This is a genomic window from Tardiphaga sp. 285_C5_N1_2 (genome assembly GCF_052076065.1).
GTDB classification, from domain to species: domain Bacteria; phylum Pseudomonadota; class Alphaproteobacteria; order Rhizobiales; family Xanthobacteraceae; genus Tardiphaga; species Tardiphaga robiniae.
The window spans coordinates 5,634,825-5,651,004 of the sequence record NZ_CP197241.1; the positions used below are offsets into that span (position 1 = coordinate 5,634,825).

A 16,180-nucleotide genomic window follows, 5' to 3' on the forward strand; every position below is an offset into this window, starting at 1 on the left:
CGATCTTTTTTGTTTCAGAACATTGACCGCGTGCATTCAATGCGCACGCGCAATGAAGATACACACAGTAGAAACAAATCGCACCGACCTGAAACATATAGAAGCATATTGCGCTGACGCATCGCAGAGATATCCGCCTGACGACGTCGACTCGTTCGTATCAGTCAAAGCATTCAAACGAACGAGACAGGCGGCGATGAACGACAGCTTGGACGATATCCTCCGGCAGCATGCGCGCCCGCCGCGACTGGGCGCGCTTCAACTTGCACGCTTGCGTCAGGTAACGAGCCGGTGCCATGGCATTGTCGACTGGGATGGCGTTAGTGCCGTATCTCAGCCTGGCGCTGCGGTCATTGTGTTCGAAGCGACGCACGCTGTGCGCGTTCAGGCGCTGATCGAATCCCTGCACGAGAATGCAATCGTCATTTTGCTCGTTGGCGAGAGCCCAGCCTTCGACGGCCTGAAGTCGAAATTACACGCACACGGGTCACTCGGCGCCGAGGGCGCGGACGCGCCGCATCAGGTGTGGTGGGGCGGCGTCAAGCCGCTCACGGTGCCGACCGGATTATATCGAAAGCAGGATACGCTTTTCATCTCGTCATTCGAGAGTTCAGACATTCAGGGCGAGGATGCCGGCCTTACTGCAGATCTGAAGCGGTTGGGCCTCGATCACATCGTAACGCAGATATCACCGAACTGCAGCAAGGCCTGGCAAGGCACGTCGAAAGTCGATTTCATCATCGAGCAGTGGAGCCAGGCATGCCGCCCGGTGTTCTGGATCGACGCTCAGGCGCGGCTCGCCAATCTTCCACTGCTCCCGCAGGCGCTGGGCTGTGACTTCGCAGTCAACCGTCGCCCGAATGGGGTAATGAATACTGGCGCGCTGTTCTTCCATCAGACCGAGCGCGCCGAAGCGCTGCTCGACATCTGGCGGCGCCTCACCTGCAGCCACCCCAATCTGCCGGAGTCCTTCCTGCTGGATCAGGCATGGGCGCTCACAAATGCGCAGCGGGAAATCGAAACCGCCTGGCTGCCGGACACCTACTGGCGAAAAGATGATGTGAAGCCGCGCATCGACAGCACGATCCTCGCTCATGCCTGTAACAATGATGATCATCCATTGGAAAAATTCGCTGAACAAATGCAGTTGGGGCGCAGGTTCGGACGCCATCAGGCTCCGGAAGCTCACCTCGTCATGAAAGGCGCCGCCGGCGGCCGCGGGCTAATCACAATCGTGATCAGGGACATCCTTGCAGGCAGCACGACGGATATCGCCGAGTCAGTGGAAGCAGCAGCAGCAGCGTTTGCCGCCGACAACGGCGGATTTTCGCAGATGGAAATTGTGCTCTGCGGCTGGGACGACGAAGTCAGGTCCGTTCTCCAGATCGAGGACTATGCGTGGACACTGATGACCGACGTATCGGAACGTCTGCGGCCGAACTGCTTCAGCTCGCTCAAGCGCCGACGCGCCAGGCACGATTTGCATGCGCTGGAACACACGTCAGAGGATGAGACAGAAGGCAAGATTGCTTCCGCCATTCAGTTGGTCGATCCGTCACTCGGCGCCAAGCTGAAGCGAAGTGGCACGGCTGACCACATCTTTATTCGGAAACCTGCCTAGGCGCGTCCTAATATCGTTACAGAGGTCCCCAGCGTAAATTAAGCCGGCTCGACCTTGAACAGACAATGATCGTGAGCGCCTTCAGCCTCGCAATAGACCTCCTGCGCCCGCAGCCTGACCTCACGACCGGCACTTGCGGCAACATATTCGAGCGAGCCCTCAAGCCAAGACGCAAACATGTAACACACCTTGCGACCACTGTTGCGGCGTTCGCCATCAACCATTGCTGAATTTCGCAAACGCACTGTCGCCGTCCCTATTTCCGGCGACACGTCGAGCACGTCGAACTGGCCCCATCCGCGCTGCGTGATGCGGCGCATATAGTGACGGAACACATCGACGCCGGACATGCCGTGGAATTCGGCTTCCTTCTCGCACCAGTAATAGGCCGAGCGATGGCCGGCCGGCCGCAGAATGCGCTCCAGCTCCGCAGCTCCCACCGCCGCCTCGATGGCAAAGTGGTTGTTCATGTAAAAATGCTGCGGCACCAGAATCATATTGGTCGCGTCGACCGACCAACGCCCGGTCTGGTCATCGACATTGATGTCAACCTGCGGCTTCCCCATCTCAGGCCCCCCAGACAGTCTTCAGGAGATTGACCCAATTCTTGCCAATGACGGCCTCGATGCGTGAGGCTTTCCAGCCGCGCTTCTCCATGGCGGCGGTAAGGTTCGGCCATTCGCCGATGGTCTTGATGCCTTCGGGATTGATGACGTCGCCGAAATTGGTGAGGCGGCGGCCATATCCCTTGTCATGGGTGATCCAGTCGAAGAATTCCTGGCCATAGCCCTGCGTGAAGTCGGTGCCGATGCCGACGCTGTTCTCGCCGCAGATATCGATGACGTATTCTATTGCCTCGACATAATCGTCCACAGTCGATGCCGGACCGCGCTTCAGGAAAGGCGGGAACATGGTGACGCCCACAAAGCCGCCGTGATCGACGATGAAGCGCAGTTGCTCGTCGGACTTGTTGCGCGGATGCTCCTTCAAGCCGGCTGGCAGGCAGTGCGAGTAGGCAACCGGCTGTTTGGAGGCGAGGATGACGTCTTCACTGGTCTTCGATCCGACATGTGACAGGTCGCAGAGGATGCCGAGGCGGTTCATCTCGGCAACGACTTCGCGGCCGAAGTCGGACAGGCCACCATCCTTCGACTCGTAGCAGCCGGTGCCGACCAGGTTCTGCGTGTTATAGGCCATCTGGATAATGCCGACGCCGAGCTCCTTGAACAGACCGAGATAGCCGATCTGGTCTTCAATGCCAGTGACATTTTGCCAGCCCAGGATAATGCCGGTCTTGCCTTCTTCCTTGGCCTTTAGGATGTCAGCGGCGGTGTAGACCTGCTTGAGGATATCGCTGTTTTCGGCAAACCAGCGCTTCCACTTGACTACGTTGCGCATGGTGGCTTCGAAGCCTTCCCAGACGCAGCAGGTGCAGTTGGCGGCTGTCAATCCGCCCTTGCGCATGTCCTCGAAGACCGGGCGCCCGAAATCCGAGATGATCAATCCATCGACGACGATGGCGCTTTCATGGATGGTTGAGGACATGACGTTTCCTTTCAGATGATAGTCTGACTTTTCGTTATGATGCGGCAGCCATATCAGCTAGCGCGACGTTCTTTCTGATCAGTGCGCCCCACCGAAGTAGGCGCTTTGAACTTCCTCGTTCTTTGCCAGCATCTCGGAGTCGCCCTGGACGATGATCTTGCCTTGCGACAGCACATAGCCGTAATGGGCGATGGCGAGGGTCTGGTTGACGTTCTGCTCGACCAGGAGGACGGTCACACCGGTTTCGTTGAGCCGGCGGACGATGTTGAAGTTCTCCTGCACGAACAGTGGAGACAGGCCCAGCGATGGCTCGTCAATGATCAGAAGCTTGGGATCCGTCATCATTCCGCGGCCGATCGACACCATCGCCTGTTCGCCGCCGGACATGGTGCCGGCAAGCTGCTTGGCGCGCTCTTTCAGGCGCGGGAACACCTCATACACCTTGCCAAGGCGCGCTTTGACCGTCTTCTCCGCATTGACGAGATAGGCGCCAACCCGAAGATTCTCTTCGACCGTCATCTTCGCGAAGATCCGGCGCCCTTCGGGAATGCAGGCAATCCCGAGACCGACGATCTCGTGGGTCGCCATCTGATCGAGCGTCTTGCCTTCGAAAGCGATCGAGCCGGCGCGCGGCGGCGTCAGTCGCAGGATTGAGCGGATCAGCGTCGACTTGCCGGCACCATTGGAACCGAGGATACAGGTGATCTTGCCCGGCTGCACGTCGATGGAAATGCCGGACAGCACGTCGGCCCGATCATAGGCGGTGAAGATGTTCTCGACTGTGAGATGACCGCTCATGCTTGCCCCAGATAGGCTTCGCGGACCACAGGATCAGCCGCGACATCACGGAATTTGCCTTCGCAGATCTTCTTGCCGTAGTTCAGCACGACACAGCGATCGGTGACGCGTTCGATCAAGCCCATCTCGTGCTCAACAATGATGATCGTGAGCCCGCCAAGCGATTTGCGGATGCCGAGAATTTCATCCACCACCTGATCCGTCTCGTCATGGGTCATGCCGGCAGACGGTTCATCGAGCAGCACAAGCTTTGGCTTGCCGATCAATGCGCGGCAGATCTCAACCCTGCGCCGATCGATCATGCCGAGCGAGATCGCCGGATCGAACAGCTTGTCCGGCAGCGCGGGATTGAAGACATGCAGCAGCTCGCGGGCTTCATCCGCGATTTTCTGCGCTTCCGCGGCGAATGATTTCCGCTGCACGATATTGTGCCAAAGGCCATTGTTCAGCGTTCGCTGCGCACCCAGCGCAATATTGTCGAACACCGACAGCGACAGGCATAGGCGCGATCGCTGGAACGTGCGCGACAGGCCACAAGACGAGATGTTGTGAGCCTTCTCGCGGGTGATGTCGATGTCACCCAGCAAGATCTTGCCTGCACTTGCGGAATAGACGCCGCTGATCACATTGAGGAACGTGGTCTTACCTGAGCCGTTCGGCCCGATCAGCCCGAGCACTTCGCCATTGCGGACGTCGATGTTCAGCTCATTAAGTGCGAACAGGCCGCCGAAACGGACCGTCAAGCCGCGGCTCTCGAGCAGCACGTCGCTGGACAAGCTCGTCATGCGCTTGTCTCCGTGTGCAGTTTCCGGACCCGGCGCGCCACGAGACCGTCCGGGCGCATGGTCAGGATCGCGATGACCAGAACGGCATAGAAGATAAGCCGGTATTCCTGGATAAACTGAAGCTTTTCGGGCAGCAGGACGACGATCAGTGCCGCCGGCAGCACGCCCCAGCGATTGCCTATGCCGCCCAGGATCACGATGGACACCATCACCAGCGAGTCGCCGAATGTGAAATTCGCGGGCGCGATGAACCCAGTCATTTTCGCATAGACCGCCCCCATCAGGCCGGCCAGGAAGTTGCCGATCGTGAATGCCAGCACTTTCCAGTAAGCTATCTTTAGTCCGAAAACGGATGCTGCGGTCTCATCGAGGCGCACCACATCGAACCAGACACCGACCCACGAGCGGTCCAGCAGTCCGACAAAGATCATCGCCAGCGCCGTCAGAATACCGGTCAGGATCACGTAGTTCACATAGGACGACAGCACGAGGCCGAAGATATGGATGTCATTGGTGAAGTCCCAGCCAAACAAATTGATGCCGGGAAGCTTCAGGCCTTGCGGACCGCCAAAGAAGTCATTCGCATCGAGAAAGACATTAAACATCACGCCGAACGCCATGGTCGTCAGCGCGCCGTAGTGTCCGCGGGTGCGCAGCACCGGGAGGATGAGCAGCGAGCCGATGAAGACCGCGACCAAGCCGCCGCAGACCAAAACCAGCGCATCGGGCAGACCGCCCTGCCGTCCTAGCATCGCTGCGGTATATCCGCCGGTGCCGGCGAAAGCTGCGGCTGCAAAGTTGGTCAGGCCAGCATAGCCCATCTGCACAGTGAGGCCGAGGCAGATCGTCGCGTAGATCAGCACCGTTGCCAGCATCAGCAGGCCGAAATTGTCGTCGCGCAGCACGAAGATGACAGCGAGCGAGGCCACCGTTATCAGGCCACGCAGCAGCCAGGGATTTTCCGAAGCGGCGACTTCCGTCGCGGCGACGCCTCCGAACCGAGCGGCGCAGAAGCAGACCGCAGCCGTGATCGCCAATGCGGCGCCCAGCAATTTCTGGTTTTCGATCAGGACCAGCGCCGTGAGCGCCACTGCAGCGAAGGCCACAGCAACAAACAGCGGCCACACCGGCACCCGTACAAGCGTCCGAGAGGTCGGCGTCATACCCGCTCGCTCCCGCGTTCGGCGAGAAGCCCGGTCGGTCGCCAGGTGATGAGGACGATGATCAGCACGAAAGCGAACACGTTCTTGTAGTCGCTCATCGACGGCATCGCGGCAACGACGAAAGTCTGCAGCCCTGCGAACAGATAGCCTCCGATGATCGCGCCCCAGATATTGCCGAGACCGCCCACGATCGCAGCCGTGAAGCCGATTACGGCCAACAGCAGGCCCATGCTGTAATTGATCTCGCTGTAATACAGCGCATAGATCATGCCGGCGAAGCCTGCGGTGATGGAGCCCAATGCAAAGGTCAGCGGGATGATGCGACCGAAATTGATCCCCATCACACGTGCCGTTTCGGTATCTTCGGCCACCGCCCGCATCGCGAGGCCGAATTTGGAGTGGTTGATAATCCAGTAAACGGCGCCGATCGAGGCGGCGCCGGCAACGATCAGAATAATCGCGTCGGTGCGAAAGAACGACGGACCGATATTGAAACCACCGGCCGGCAGCAATTCCGGAAAGCGCTGCGGATTGGTGCCGTTCGGAAAGAACAGCCGGATGGCTTCACGGATGGCCGTACCGACCATCATCGTCATCAGCAGCATATTAAGCGGCGGCGCATTGCGCAGCGGCATGATGAGAAAATGCGAGATGCCGGCGCCGACCACCGCGGTCAGTGCCATTGCCACGCAAAGCGCGACAATGAACTGCAGCGGCACCGACAGTCCCAGCGCATTCGCCGCCCAGACGGCGACGAGGCCTCCGAAGGCGCCGAGCGTGAGCACGTCCCCGTGCGAGAACTTGATCACATTCATGACGCCGAAGAAGATGGTGAACCCCATGGCGACGAGGCCATAGATCGTTCCTTGCATCAAGCCGTTCAGCAGGTGTTGACCGATCATACCCATGGGATGTCCCGACGATCCGCGCTTACGGCAGGTTCTTGAGCTTGCGCTTGCCGGACACGTATTCGCTTTCTTCCCAGACCACCCACTTGCCGTCCTGGACGACATAACTCGTGGTTAGCGGCGTGATGTTCTGGCCATGGTCGTCGAAGGTGACCGGACCGACGATGGACGGACGGTCCTTCACATCGCCAAGGTCGGTGGTGACCTTGGCGCGATCCGGCCCGACCTTCTCGATGGTCTCCATGACCAGACGGGTGGCGACATAGGCGAACGGTCCATAAGCTTCCGGCGGTTCGGAATAGCCGGCAGCCTTGTAGGCATCCGAGAACATCTTGCCGCCCGGCATCTTGGACAGCGGCGGGCTATCGAAGAAGGTCAGCGTGCCTTCGGCGAGCTCCGGACCAGCGGCGTTGACGAAGGCATCGCCCATGATGCCGGAATTGCCCTCCAACTGCGCGTTGATGCCGAACTTGGCCATCTGCGTGCGGAGGCGCGCACCGAGCGGCGTCAGGCCACCAAAATAGATGACCTCCGGATTGAGCTCCTTGATCTTGGTCAGCTCGGCCGACAGATCCTGCTGATCCGGCGGGACCGAGAAGCTGCCCAGGATTTCATTACCGTTCTCGAGCGTGAACTGGGTGAAATACTTGTTCATCGACTTGCCGTAGTCGGTGGAGTCGGCGAAGGACACGAATTTCTTGTAGCCGCGTGCCTTCATGAACTGCGCGCCGATGCGGTTCTGGCCGATCAGGATGCCGCTGACGCGGTGCACTTCCGGATACTTCTTGGCATAGGTAATTTCGGGCAGCACCGCCGCCCACACGACCATCGGCATCTTGAAGCGATTGAAGATATCGACGGTGGCAATCGCAGTCGCGGAACAGTAATGCGGGATCGCGGCAATGATCGAACGATCGGACGCGATCTTGGTGACGACCTGCACGCCCACGTTGGGCTTGCATTCGTCGTCAAGCACGACGAGCTCATACTCATATTTGGTGTTGGGCTCGGCATTCATCAGCTTCACGGCCAGTTCGGCCGAGTTGCGTCCGCCAATACCGTGAGGCGAAATAGCGCCGGTCAGCGGGCCCACGAAAGCAATCTTCACCTTGTCCTTGGCGAAGGCCGCGCTGAAGCTGCCAAAGGCCAGTGGCAACACGCTCGCAACGGCCAATGCGGCCAAACCACGCTTGCTAATCGTCCCCATCGCTGATCCTTCCAGGTTGATCCAGCCTGCAACGCTAGTGGTCCGCGAATGCGGCAGATAGGATGCACGCGCGCTGTTGCTTGTAGAATTGCGTCATAACTACCGAATATCGACTGCCTGTTCTTGGTTCGCGCGCCGACTGCTCGTCGGACTATTTTGCGTAGCAAACACAATGATTTCCGCTGCGCTGCAAAATTCATCGCGAAGATCAAATCTTGGCCTGCCGATGCTTTTCAAACGAGCATTCGTCGTCGCATTCCGGGCGCTAGAACACCACCGTTCTGCGTCCATTCAAAAGGACACGACGCTCGAGATGAAGCCGCACAGCGCGCGCCAGCACTCGCGACTCGATGTCGCGCCCAACGGCGACGAGATCGTCCGAGGACGACGCGTGCGTCACCCGTTCGGTCTCCTGTTCGATGATCGGGCCCTCATCGAGATCCGGCGTCGCGTAATGCGCGGTAGCGCCGATGATCTTGACGCCCCTGTCGTGGGCCTGGTGATAGGGCCGCGCGCCCTTGAAGCTCGGCAGGAAGGAGTGGTGGATGTTGATGACATGACCATAGAGCTTGCTCGACAGGTCGTCCGACAGGATCTGCATGTAACGTGCAAGGATGATCAGATCGGCGCCTTCCTTCAAATACAGCTCGTAGAGTTGCCGCTCTTGCTCCGGCTTGGTCTCGTTGCTGACGGGCCAGTGATAGTACGGGATCCCCGCCTTCTCGGCGATCGCTTCGCAGTCGCGGTGGTTTGACACGATCGCGACGACCTCGGCTTTCAGCCAGCCGACTTTAACCTGATACAAAAGATGCTCGAGACAATGGTCCGACTTGGAGACCATGATGATCACCCGGGGACGCCACGCGGCATCGACCAGAACCGCGTTCATCTCAAACCGCGACAACACTGGATTGAGCACCGATTCCAGAGTCTTCCGGCTGATCGAATCCGGCGTCTCGAAAGCAATGCGCATGAACAGGCGGTTGGTCGTCCGGTCCCAGAACTGCGCGCTTTCCAGGATGTTGCTGTCGACATCAGAAATCGCCGTCGCGACGGCCGACACGATGCGCGGGCGATCCTGGCAATAGAAGGTCAGGATCCAGTTCTTCTTTGTCATCTTGCTTGTCTCAGTGGTGGGATCAATCACGTGGCTGCGATCGCTATGGGGTGAAACATGTTGGTGTGGCTGCCGCACGCGGACGCCCGCATCACACGGTCCGACGATGCCTGTCGGCGCGGCATCGCGTCAGCCTATGCCGACGTCTTCGAAGATTGCCGTGATTGGCGCCTGCGGCTTGTGGACGGCGACGCGCACGGCGCTGGCGATGGCTGCCGCGGCCCGCTCCAACAGCACGTGGCGCCCAGAAATGCCTCCGTCGCGGTGGCGACGACCGACGCATAGTCGATCGTCTGTCCGATGTCGTCCGAACTGGCCGCGTCACAGAGGTCGATCTGCAGATCGATATCGATCACGAAGCGCTGCCCCAGTTGCGCCTCGTGATCCAGCAAGCCGTGGCGCGCGTGAACATTCAGCCCGTGGATGAATATCCCGTCCGCCGGCCCCTCTCCCACACGCTCCATCAAGCCGCCTGATCAGGACCGATAGATCGGGAACGACGCAACCAGCTTGGCGACGCGGCCACGTGCTTTTGCCTCGACCTCCGGCGCTCCCTGGTCTGGCGCGCCGGAATTCGCATCCAGGACGGTGGCAATGAGCTTGCCGACTTCTTCGAATTCACCGACGCCAAAACCGCGCGCCGTCGCGGCCGGCGAGCCGAGCCGGATGCCCGACGTGATGGTCGGCTTCTCCGGATCGAACGGGATACCGTTCTTGTTGCAGGTGATGTTCGCCCGCCCGAGCGCCGCCTCGGCGAGCTTGCCGTTCAGGTTCTTTGGCCGGACATCGACCAGCATCAGGTGATTGTCGGTGCCACCGGTGACGATCGGATAGCCGGCCTTTGAGAGCGTGTCCGCCAACGCGCGCGCATTGGCGACGACGTCAGCCGCATATTGACGGAACGAGGGTTGCAGCGCTTCGCCGAACGACACGGCCTTGGCGGCGATGACATGCATCAGCGGCCCGCCCTGCAGTCCCGGAAAAATCGCCGAATTGATCTTCTTGGCGATGTCCTCGTCATTGGTCAGGATCAATCCGCCGCGCGGTCCGCGTAGCGTCTTGTGGGTGGTCGAGGTCACCACATGCGCATGCGGGAACGGCGACGGATGAGCGCCGCCGGCGACGAGACCAGCGAAATGCGCCATATCGACGAACAGATAGGCTCCGACCGCATCCGCGATGCGGCGGAACGCAGCAAAATCCCAGAACCGCGAATAGGCCGAGCCGCCGGCGACGATCACCTTCGGCTTGTGCTCCACTGCCAGTTTCTCGAGCTGCTCCATGTCGATGGTGCAGTCGTCGCGACGAACGCCATAGCTGACGACGTTGAACCACTTGCCCGACATGTTCGGCTTGGCGCCATGCGTGAGGTGACCGCCTGCGGCGAGATCCAGACCCATGAAGGTGTCGCCAGGTTTCATCAGCGCCATGAAGACGGCCTGATTGGCCTGGCTGCCGGAATTCGGCTGCACATTGGCATAGCTGCAGCCGAACAGCGTCTTGGCGCGCTCGATCGCAACCTCCTCGACTTCGTCGGCGAAGCGACAGCCGCCATAGTAGCGCCGGCCGGGATAGCCTTCGGCATATTTGTTGGTCAGCACCGAGCCCTGCGCCTGCAGCACTGCACGCGATACGATGTTCTCGGACGCGATCAGTTCGATCTCGTCACGCTGCCTGCCGAGTTCTCCGGCAAGCGACGACGAGATGGTTGGGTCTGCTTGGGCGAGATCGGTCGTGAAGAATGCCTCGCGTTCGGCTTGGGTCATGGTCTTCCCTCAACATTCTGCCAGATTGACAGCGAGACCTCCCAGTGAGGTCTCCTTGTATTTCGATTGCATGTCGCGCCCGGTCTCGCGCATCGTCGCGATCACCTTGTCGAGTGGCACCACATGGGTGCCGTCGCCCTGCAACGCGAGCGACGCCGCATTGATCGCCTTCACCGCGCCGAACGCGTTACGCTCGATGCATGGCACCTGCACCAGCCCGCCGATCGGATCGCAGGTCATGCCGAGGTGATGCTCCATGCCGATCTCGGCGGCATTCTCGATCTGCTCATTGGTACCGCCGAGCACGGCCGCGAGCCCCGCCGCCGCCATCGAACAGGCCGAGCCGACCTCGCCCTGGCAGCCGACCTCCGCGCCGGAAATCGACGCATTCATTTTGAACAGCGCGCCGATGGCGGCAGCAGTCAGCAGGAACACGCGCATGTTTTCAGGTGACGCCTCGCGGCAATGGTCGCGGAAATAGCGAAGCGTGGCCGGGATGATGCCCGCCGCGCCGTTGGTCGGTGCCGTCACCACCTTGCTGCCGGCCGCATTCTCCTCATTGACCGCAATCGCATACAGACTGACCCAATCCATCACCTCATGCTGGGCGCGGCTGTTCGAGCTTGCAGCGGCGACAAGGCGCCGATGCAGTGAGGGCGCGCGGCGCTTGACGTTCAGTCCGCCCGGCAGCTGCCCCTCTTTGGTCATGCCGCGATCGATGCAGTCCATCATCACCTGGATGATGCGATCGAGCCGCTGCTCGATCTCGTCCGCCGGGAGCGACGACATCTCGTTGGCCATGACAATCTGCGCAATCGACAGACCGGTTTTCGCACCGATCTCGAGCAGCTGCTTGCCCGACCTGAAAGGATGCGGGACGGGAACGTCCTCGACAATCCCGACGACGCCGACCTGCGCTTCCGGAACGACAAAGCCGCCGCCGACGGAGCACCAGCGTTCGCCGTGAAGGACATGACCGGCCGCATCGAAGGCGGAGAGCGCCAGCGTATTCGGATGGTTTGGCGGCTCGGTCACACCGTCGAAGATGATGTCATTGGCGAAGTCGAACGGAATGTTGCGCCGCTCGGCAACCCGCAGCGTGCCCGCCGCGCGGGCGCCATCGACCAGCGTCTCCGCTTCTTCCGGATCGATCGTTTCCGGAAACTTGCCGGCAAGACCGAGAACGACCGCCTTGTCGGTGCCATGACCGCGGCCGGTCCAGGCCAGCGAGCCGAACAGCTCGACCTTCACGCGCGCGAGATCCTTCAGCAGACCACGCTCCGCAAGCTGGCTGGCAAACAGCGCCGCGGCCTTCATCGGTCCCATCGTATGCGACGACGACGGCCCGATGCCTATCTTGAAGAGATCGAACGTTCCAATCATCGCGCGGTCTCCAGGGCGCAGCCGGGCTGCTAGGACAGGCTTCGCGCTTCGTCGAGGAATTGCCAGACATAGGGCGCAAACGAACGCCATACATCCACATGGAACACGTGCTCTTCAGAACGTGACAGCAGAAGTGATGCCTTGCCCAGCACCGTGCGCGTGCACATCCCGACCGGGAACGCCTTGAGGGACAGATCCAGCGGGCAGCCATGGTTGAGCACCAGCGCCGCCGTTGGACCTGCAACCGCGATGCCATCCGAACGATGGCTGACATCCACCAGCGAGCAGGCCTGCCCCTGCAGCGCTGCCGACATCCCGCCAAATACCTCGATCGGATTCTCGTTCACCGCCTGTAACAGCCATTCGTCCGGCCCCAGCCAATAGACCGACCGGCCGCCGACAGCCGCGAAGCGGCAGGCCTCAAGGCTCGGCTTGACGCCAAAATGCGCCCCGGCAGCCTCGATCGCCTCGGTCTTGCCGCGAAACACCAGCTTCGCCGCATCGGGAAGAATCGAGAGCGTCGTGGCGAACGCAGCAGTGGTGCCGGATGACTGCATTGGGGACAACGCGTTCGAACGCATGATCGCAGGACTAAGCATTCAAACGTTCCCCCTTCGGATCGAACAATATCGAGTCGACGACTTTCGCCTTGATCACGCCATCCGGCATCGGGATCGAGAGCTCCTCACCCATCCGCGAGCGACCGCCGCGAACGAGTGCCAGCGCGATCGAACGGTTCAGCGTCGCGCTCCAGTAGGAGGAGGTGACATGTCCAATCATCGGCACCGGGATCGGATGGGTCGGATCGAGCACGATCTGGGCGCCCTCTTCGAGAACCACCTTGGGGTCCGTCGTCAGCAACCCGACCAGTTGCTTGCGATCTTCCCTGACCAGCGCCGGCCGCGACAGCGAGCGCTTGCCGACGAAATCCCGCTTCGCCTTGCCGACAGCCCAGCCGAGGCCGGCGTCATCGGGCGTCACCGTGCCGTCGGTTTCCTGACCCACAATGATGTAGCCCTTCTCTGCGCGCAGCACATGCATGGTCTCGGTACCGTAGGGCGTGATCCTGTAGGGCTTGCCCGCCGCGAAAATCGCTTCCCAGACCGCCCGGCCATAGCCGGCGGGAACGTTGACCTCGAAGCCCAGTTCGCCGGTGAACGACACGCGGAACAGCCGGGTCGGCACGCCGCAGATACGTCCTTCGCGGACGCTCATATGCGGCATGGCATCGGCCGACAGATCGACGCCCTCGACCAACGGCTCGAGCACCTTGCGCGCATTCGGTCCCTGCAAGGCAATGACCGACCACTGCTCGGTGGTCGAGGTGAGCCACACTTCGAGGTCCGGCCATTCGGTTTGGAGGTAGTCCTCCATCATGGACAGCACGCGGGCCGCGCCGCCGGTCGTCGTGGTGACGTGGAAACGATCCGTCGCCATGCGGCCGACGACGCCGTCATCCATGATGAAGCCGTCTTCGCGCAGCATCACGCCATAGCGCAGCCGACCGGGCTCCAGCTTGGTCCAGGCATTGGTGTACATGCGATTCATGAATTCGGCAGCGTCCTTGCCGACGATCTCGATCTTGCCGAGCGTTGAGGCATCGAAGATGCCGACCGACTCGCGCGTCGCCTTGCATTCGCGCGCGACGGCGGCATGCATGTCCTCGCCCACCTGCGGGAAATACCAGGCGCGCTTCCAGACGCCGACATCCTCGAACCGTGCGCCCTGGGCTTCGGCCCATGCATGGATGCTGGTCTTGCGCACGGGATCGAACAGATCACCACGCGATTGGCCGGCAAAGGATCCGAAGGTCGTCGGCGTATAGGGCGGCCGGAACGTGGTCAGGCCGACCTTCGGCACCGCGACATCGATCTGCTTCGACACGACACCAAGGGCGTTCATGTTGGACAGCTTGCCCTGGTCGGTGGCCATGCCGGTGGTCGTATAGCGCTTGACGTGCTCGATCGACCGGAACCCTTCGCGGGTCGCGAGCCGGACATCCTTGGCCGTCACGTCGTTCTGGAAATCGACCCAGGCCCGCTTTTCCGCCTGATGATCGGTCATCACGGAGCCGATGAACGCACCGGCACCCACCGACTGCGCGGAGACCGTATAGCTGCGCTCGCCGCGCGGGGAGAAGCCGGCCTTGGCCGCAGCGTCCCGACCACCCTTGGCGCCGCTTTCGATGACGCTTTCGAGCGCGAACAGTCCCTTGCACGCCCCGACCGACCGCTCGCGCTCGACAGACTCGCCAGGCACATAGGCCCGCAGCTCTTCGCTGTAGCTAAGCTTGCCGCGGCTCTGCGAGAACAGATGCACCGACGGCGTGAACCCGCCGGACATCAGGATAAGATCGCAAGCCACCGTCTCGGCATCGCCGCCCTGCGCGTTGGAGATCTGCGCCGACTTTACCCGCAGCCAGCCCGACGTGCCGCGAACGATGCTGTCGGAGCGAACCTTGATGCCTTCGGCGCGTGCCTTGTCGACCCAATGGCCCGACGCGCTCTTGCGCAGATCCACGATCACCTGGATCCTGGCGCCGGCTGCCTTGAGGTCCAGCGCCGCGCGATAGGCGCTGTCGCAGGCGGTGAACACGACCACCTGCTTGCCCGGCACCACGCCGTACCGATTCACATAGGTCCGGGCAGCATCGGCCAGCATGATGCCCGGCCGGTCATTGTCGGTGAAGACGAGCGGCCGCTCGATTGCGCCAGCCGCCAGCACGACTTCCTTTGCCCTGACCTGCCAGAGCCGCTCACGCGGCTGGTTCGTCGCGGGATTGCTGAGATGGTCGGTGACGCGCTCGTTGAGACCGACAAAATTGTGCGGGTACCAGCCAAACGCCGTCGTACGCGACATCAGCTTCACATTGGGGCGCTTGCGCAATTCATCGAGCGCCGCGCGCGCCCAGTCGGCGGCCTGCATGCCGTCGATCGATGCCGAACGATCGGACAGCAGCGAGCCGCCCATCTCTGCCTGCTCGTCGCACAGGATCACCGTGGCATCGCTGTTGCTGGCTTCGAGCGCTGCGGCAAGACCCGCAGGTCCGGCGCCGACGATCAGCACGTCGCAATGCGCAAACACCTGCGTATAGCGATCGGCATCCGGCTCGGCTGGCGCTTTGCCGAGACCCGCCATCCGCCGGATTACCGGCTCATAGAGCTTCTTCCAGGCCGTGCGGGGCCACATGAAGGTCTTGTAGTAGAAGCCCGCCGGCAGGAAGGCCGAGAAATATTCGTTGAGGAAGCCGGCATCAGTCTCGAGCGACGGCCAGCGATTCTGGCTTTCGGCCACCAGCCCATCATAGATCTCGACCTGGGTCGCGAGCAGGTTCGGCGTATAGCGCGACTGGGTCGCGCCGACACCGACCAGCGCATTCGGCTCTTCCGAGCCGGCGGAGACGAAGCCGCGCGGCCGATGATACTTGAACGAACGCCCGACCAGATGCACGCCATTGGCGATCAACGCGGAGGCGAGCGTGTCGCCGGCCAGACCCTGATACGACTTTCCGTCGAACGTGAAATGAACTGCGTTGCGGCTTTCAGCGACGTCGCCGCGCCGCACGCGATACGTACCCGTCATGGCTTGGCACCCTGATGTTCGGCTTCGGGGCGCTCGCCCATGCGATAGGTGCGCTTGATGACGTCCGTGGTCGTGTCGCGGCTGGCATTGAAGAAACGGCCGCAGCCATTGGCGTGCCGCCAACGCTCGTGATGCAGCCCCTTGGTATTGTCGCGCATATAGAGATAGGCGGCCCACTCGTCGTCAGTGAGGCTCATCGGGTCGGCCGGGCGGGCGATATGCGCCTGCCCACCATTGGCGAATTCGGCCTCCGGGCGCGGCCCGCAATAGGGGCAATTGATCAAGAGCATCTCGTTTTCCCCGCT

Annotated in this window: 14 protein-coding genes and 1 pseudogene; 1 reads left to right on the forward strand and 14 read right to left on the reverse strand. The window is 61.3% G+C overall.

The features are described from left to right. Window positions 1–196: 196 nt before the first annotated feature. Window positions 197–1,621 carry a hypothetical protein gene (locus AB7951_RS26625; protein WP_120287830.1) on the forward strand — a complete coding sequence of 475 codons (1,425 nt, stop codon included), beginning with the start codon at window positions 197–199 and terminating at the stop codon, window positions 1,619–1,621. Between the two features lie 38 nt (window positions 1,622–1,659). Here AB7951_RS26625 and AB7951_RS26630 read toward each other — a convergent pair whose 3' ends face one another. From AB7951_RS26630 to AB7951_RS26695, 14 genes and pseudogenes are all read right to left on the reverse strand, one after another. Further along, entirely contained in the window at window positions 1,660–2,187 is a 528-nt protein-coding gene (locus AB7951_RS26630) for a 4-vinyl reductase (RefSeq protein WP_120287829.1), read from the reverse strand. A gap of 1 nt (window position 2,188) precedes the next feature. Beyond that, the gene (locus AB7951_RS26635) at window positions 2,189–3,166 is read right to left on the reverse strand and encodes a dipeptidase (protein WP_120287828.1); all 978 of its coding nucleotides are present in this window, start codon (window positions 3,164–3,166) and stop codon (window positions 2,189–2,191) included. 78 nt (window positions 3,167–3,244) lie between these two features. Further along, window positions 3,245–3,964, reverse strand: coding sequence for an ABC transporter ATP-binding protein (locus AB7951_RS26640; protein ID WP_089266582.1), 720 nt, complete (start codon window positions 3,962–3,964; stop codon window positions 3,245–3,247). After that, window positions 3,961–4,749 (reverse strand): ABC transporter ATP-binding protein, encoded by a 789-nt coding sequence (locus AB7951_RS26645; protein WP_120287827.1) that lies wholly within the window; start codon window positions 4,747–4,749, stop codon window positions 3,961–3,963. Before AB7951_RS26645 ends, AB7951_RS26640 begins: the two co-directional genes overlap by 4 nt. Further along, the gene (locus tag AB7951_RS26650; protein ID WP_120287826.1) at window positions 4,746–5,912 is read right to left on the reverse strand and encodes a branched-chain amino acid ABC transporter permease; all 1,167 of its coding nucleotides are present in this window, start codon (window positions 5,910–5,912) and stop codon (window positions 4,746–4,748) included. The genes AB7951_RS26645 and AB7951_RS26650 overlap by 4 nt, the downstream gene beginning before the upstream one ends. Further along, window positions 5,909–6,820, reverse strand: coding sequence for a branched-chain amino acid ABC transporter permease (locus AB7951_RS26655; RefSeq protein WP_120287825.1), 912 nt, complete (start codon window positions 6,818–6,820; stop codon window positions 5,909–5,911). The genes AB7951_RS26650 and AB7951_RS26655 overlap by 4 nt, the downstream gene beginning before the upstream one ends. 22 nt (window positions 6,821–6,842) lie before the next feature. Continuing rightward, window positions 6,843–8,027, reverse strand: a complete 1,185-nt coding sequence (locus tag AB7951_RS26660) for a branched-chain amino acid ABC transporter substrate-binding protein (protein ID WP_120287824.1) — start codon at window positions 8,025–8,027, stop codon at window positions 6,843–6,845. A gap of 265 nt (window positions 8,028–8,292) precedes the next feature. Further along, on the reverse strand, window positions 8,293–9,144 hold the full coding sequence (purU, locus tag AB7951_RS26665; protein ID WP_439062062.1) for a formyltetrahydrofolate deformylase: 852 nt from the start codon (window positions 9,142–9,144) through the stop codon (window positions 8,293–8,295). A gap of 129 nt (window positions 9,145–9,273) precedes the next feature. Next, window positions 9,274–9,608, reverse strand: a pseudogene (folB, locus tag AB7951_RS26670) (dihydroneopterin aldolase). 12 nt (window positions 9,609–9,620) lie between these two features. After that, entirely contained in the window at window positions 9,621–10,910 is a 1,290-nt protein-coding gene (gene glyA, locus AB7951_RS26675) for a serine hydroxymethyltransferase (protein WP_120287822.1), read from the reverse strand. Between the two features lie 9 nt (window positions 10,911–10,919). Continuing rightward, window positions 10,920–12,293 carry an L-serine ammonia-lyase gene (locus tag AB7951_RS26680; RefSeq protein ID WP_120287821.1) on the reverse strand — a complete coding sequence of 458 codons (1,374 nt, stop codon included), beginning with the start codon at window positions 12,291–12,293 and terminating at the stop codon, window positions 10,920–10,922. 29 nt (window positions 12,294–12,322) lie between these two features. After that, window positions 12,323–12,892, reverse strand: coding sequence for a sarcosine oxidase subunit gamma family protein (locus tag AB7951_RS26685; protein ID WP_120287820.1), 570 nt, complete (start codon window positions 12,890–12,892; stop codon window positions 12,323–12,325). Continuing rightward, a complete protein-coding gene (locus AB7951_RS26690; RefSeq protein ID WP_120287819.1) occupies window positions 12,885–15,875 on the reverse strand; it encodes a sarcosine oxidase subunit alpha in 2,991 nt (996 codons plus the stop codon). Before AB7951_RS26690 ends, AB7951_RS26685 begins: the two co-directional genes overlap by 8 nt. Beyond that, on the reverse strand, window positions 15,872–16,165 hold the full coding sequence (locus tag AB7951_RS26695; protein ID WP_068737808.1) for a sarcosine oxidase subunit delta: 294 nt from the start codon (window positions 16,163–16,165) through the stop codon (window positions 15,872–15,874). Before AB7951_RS26695 ends, AB7951_RS26690 begins: the two co-directional genes overlap by 4 nt. Window positions 16,166–16,180 lie beyond the last annotated feature (15 nt).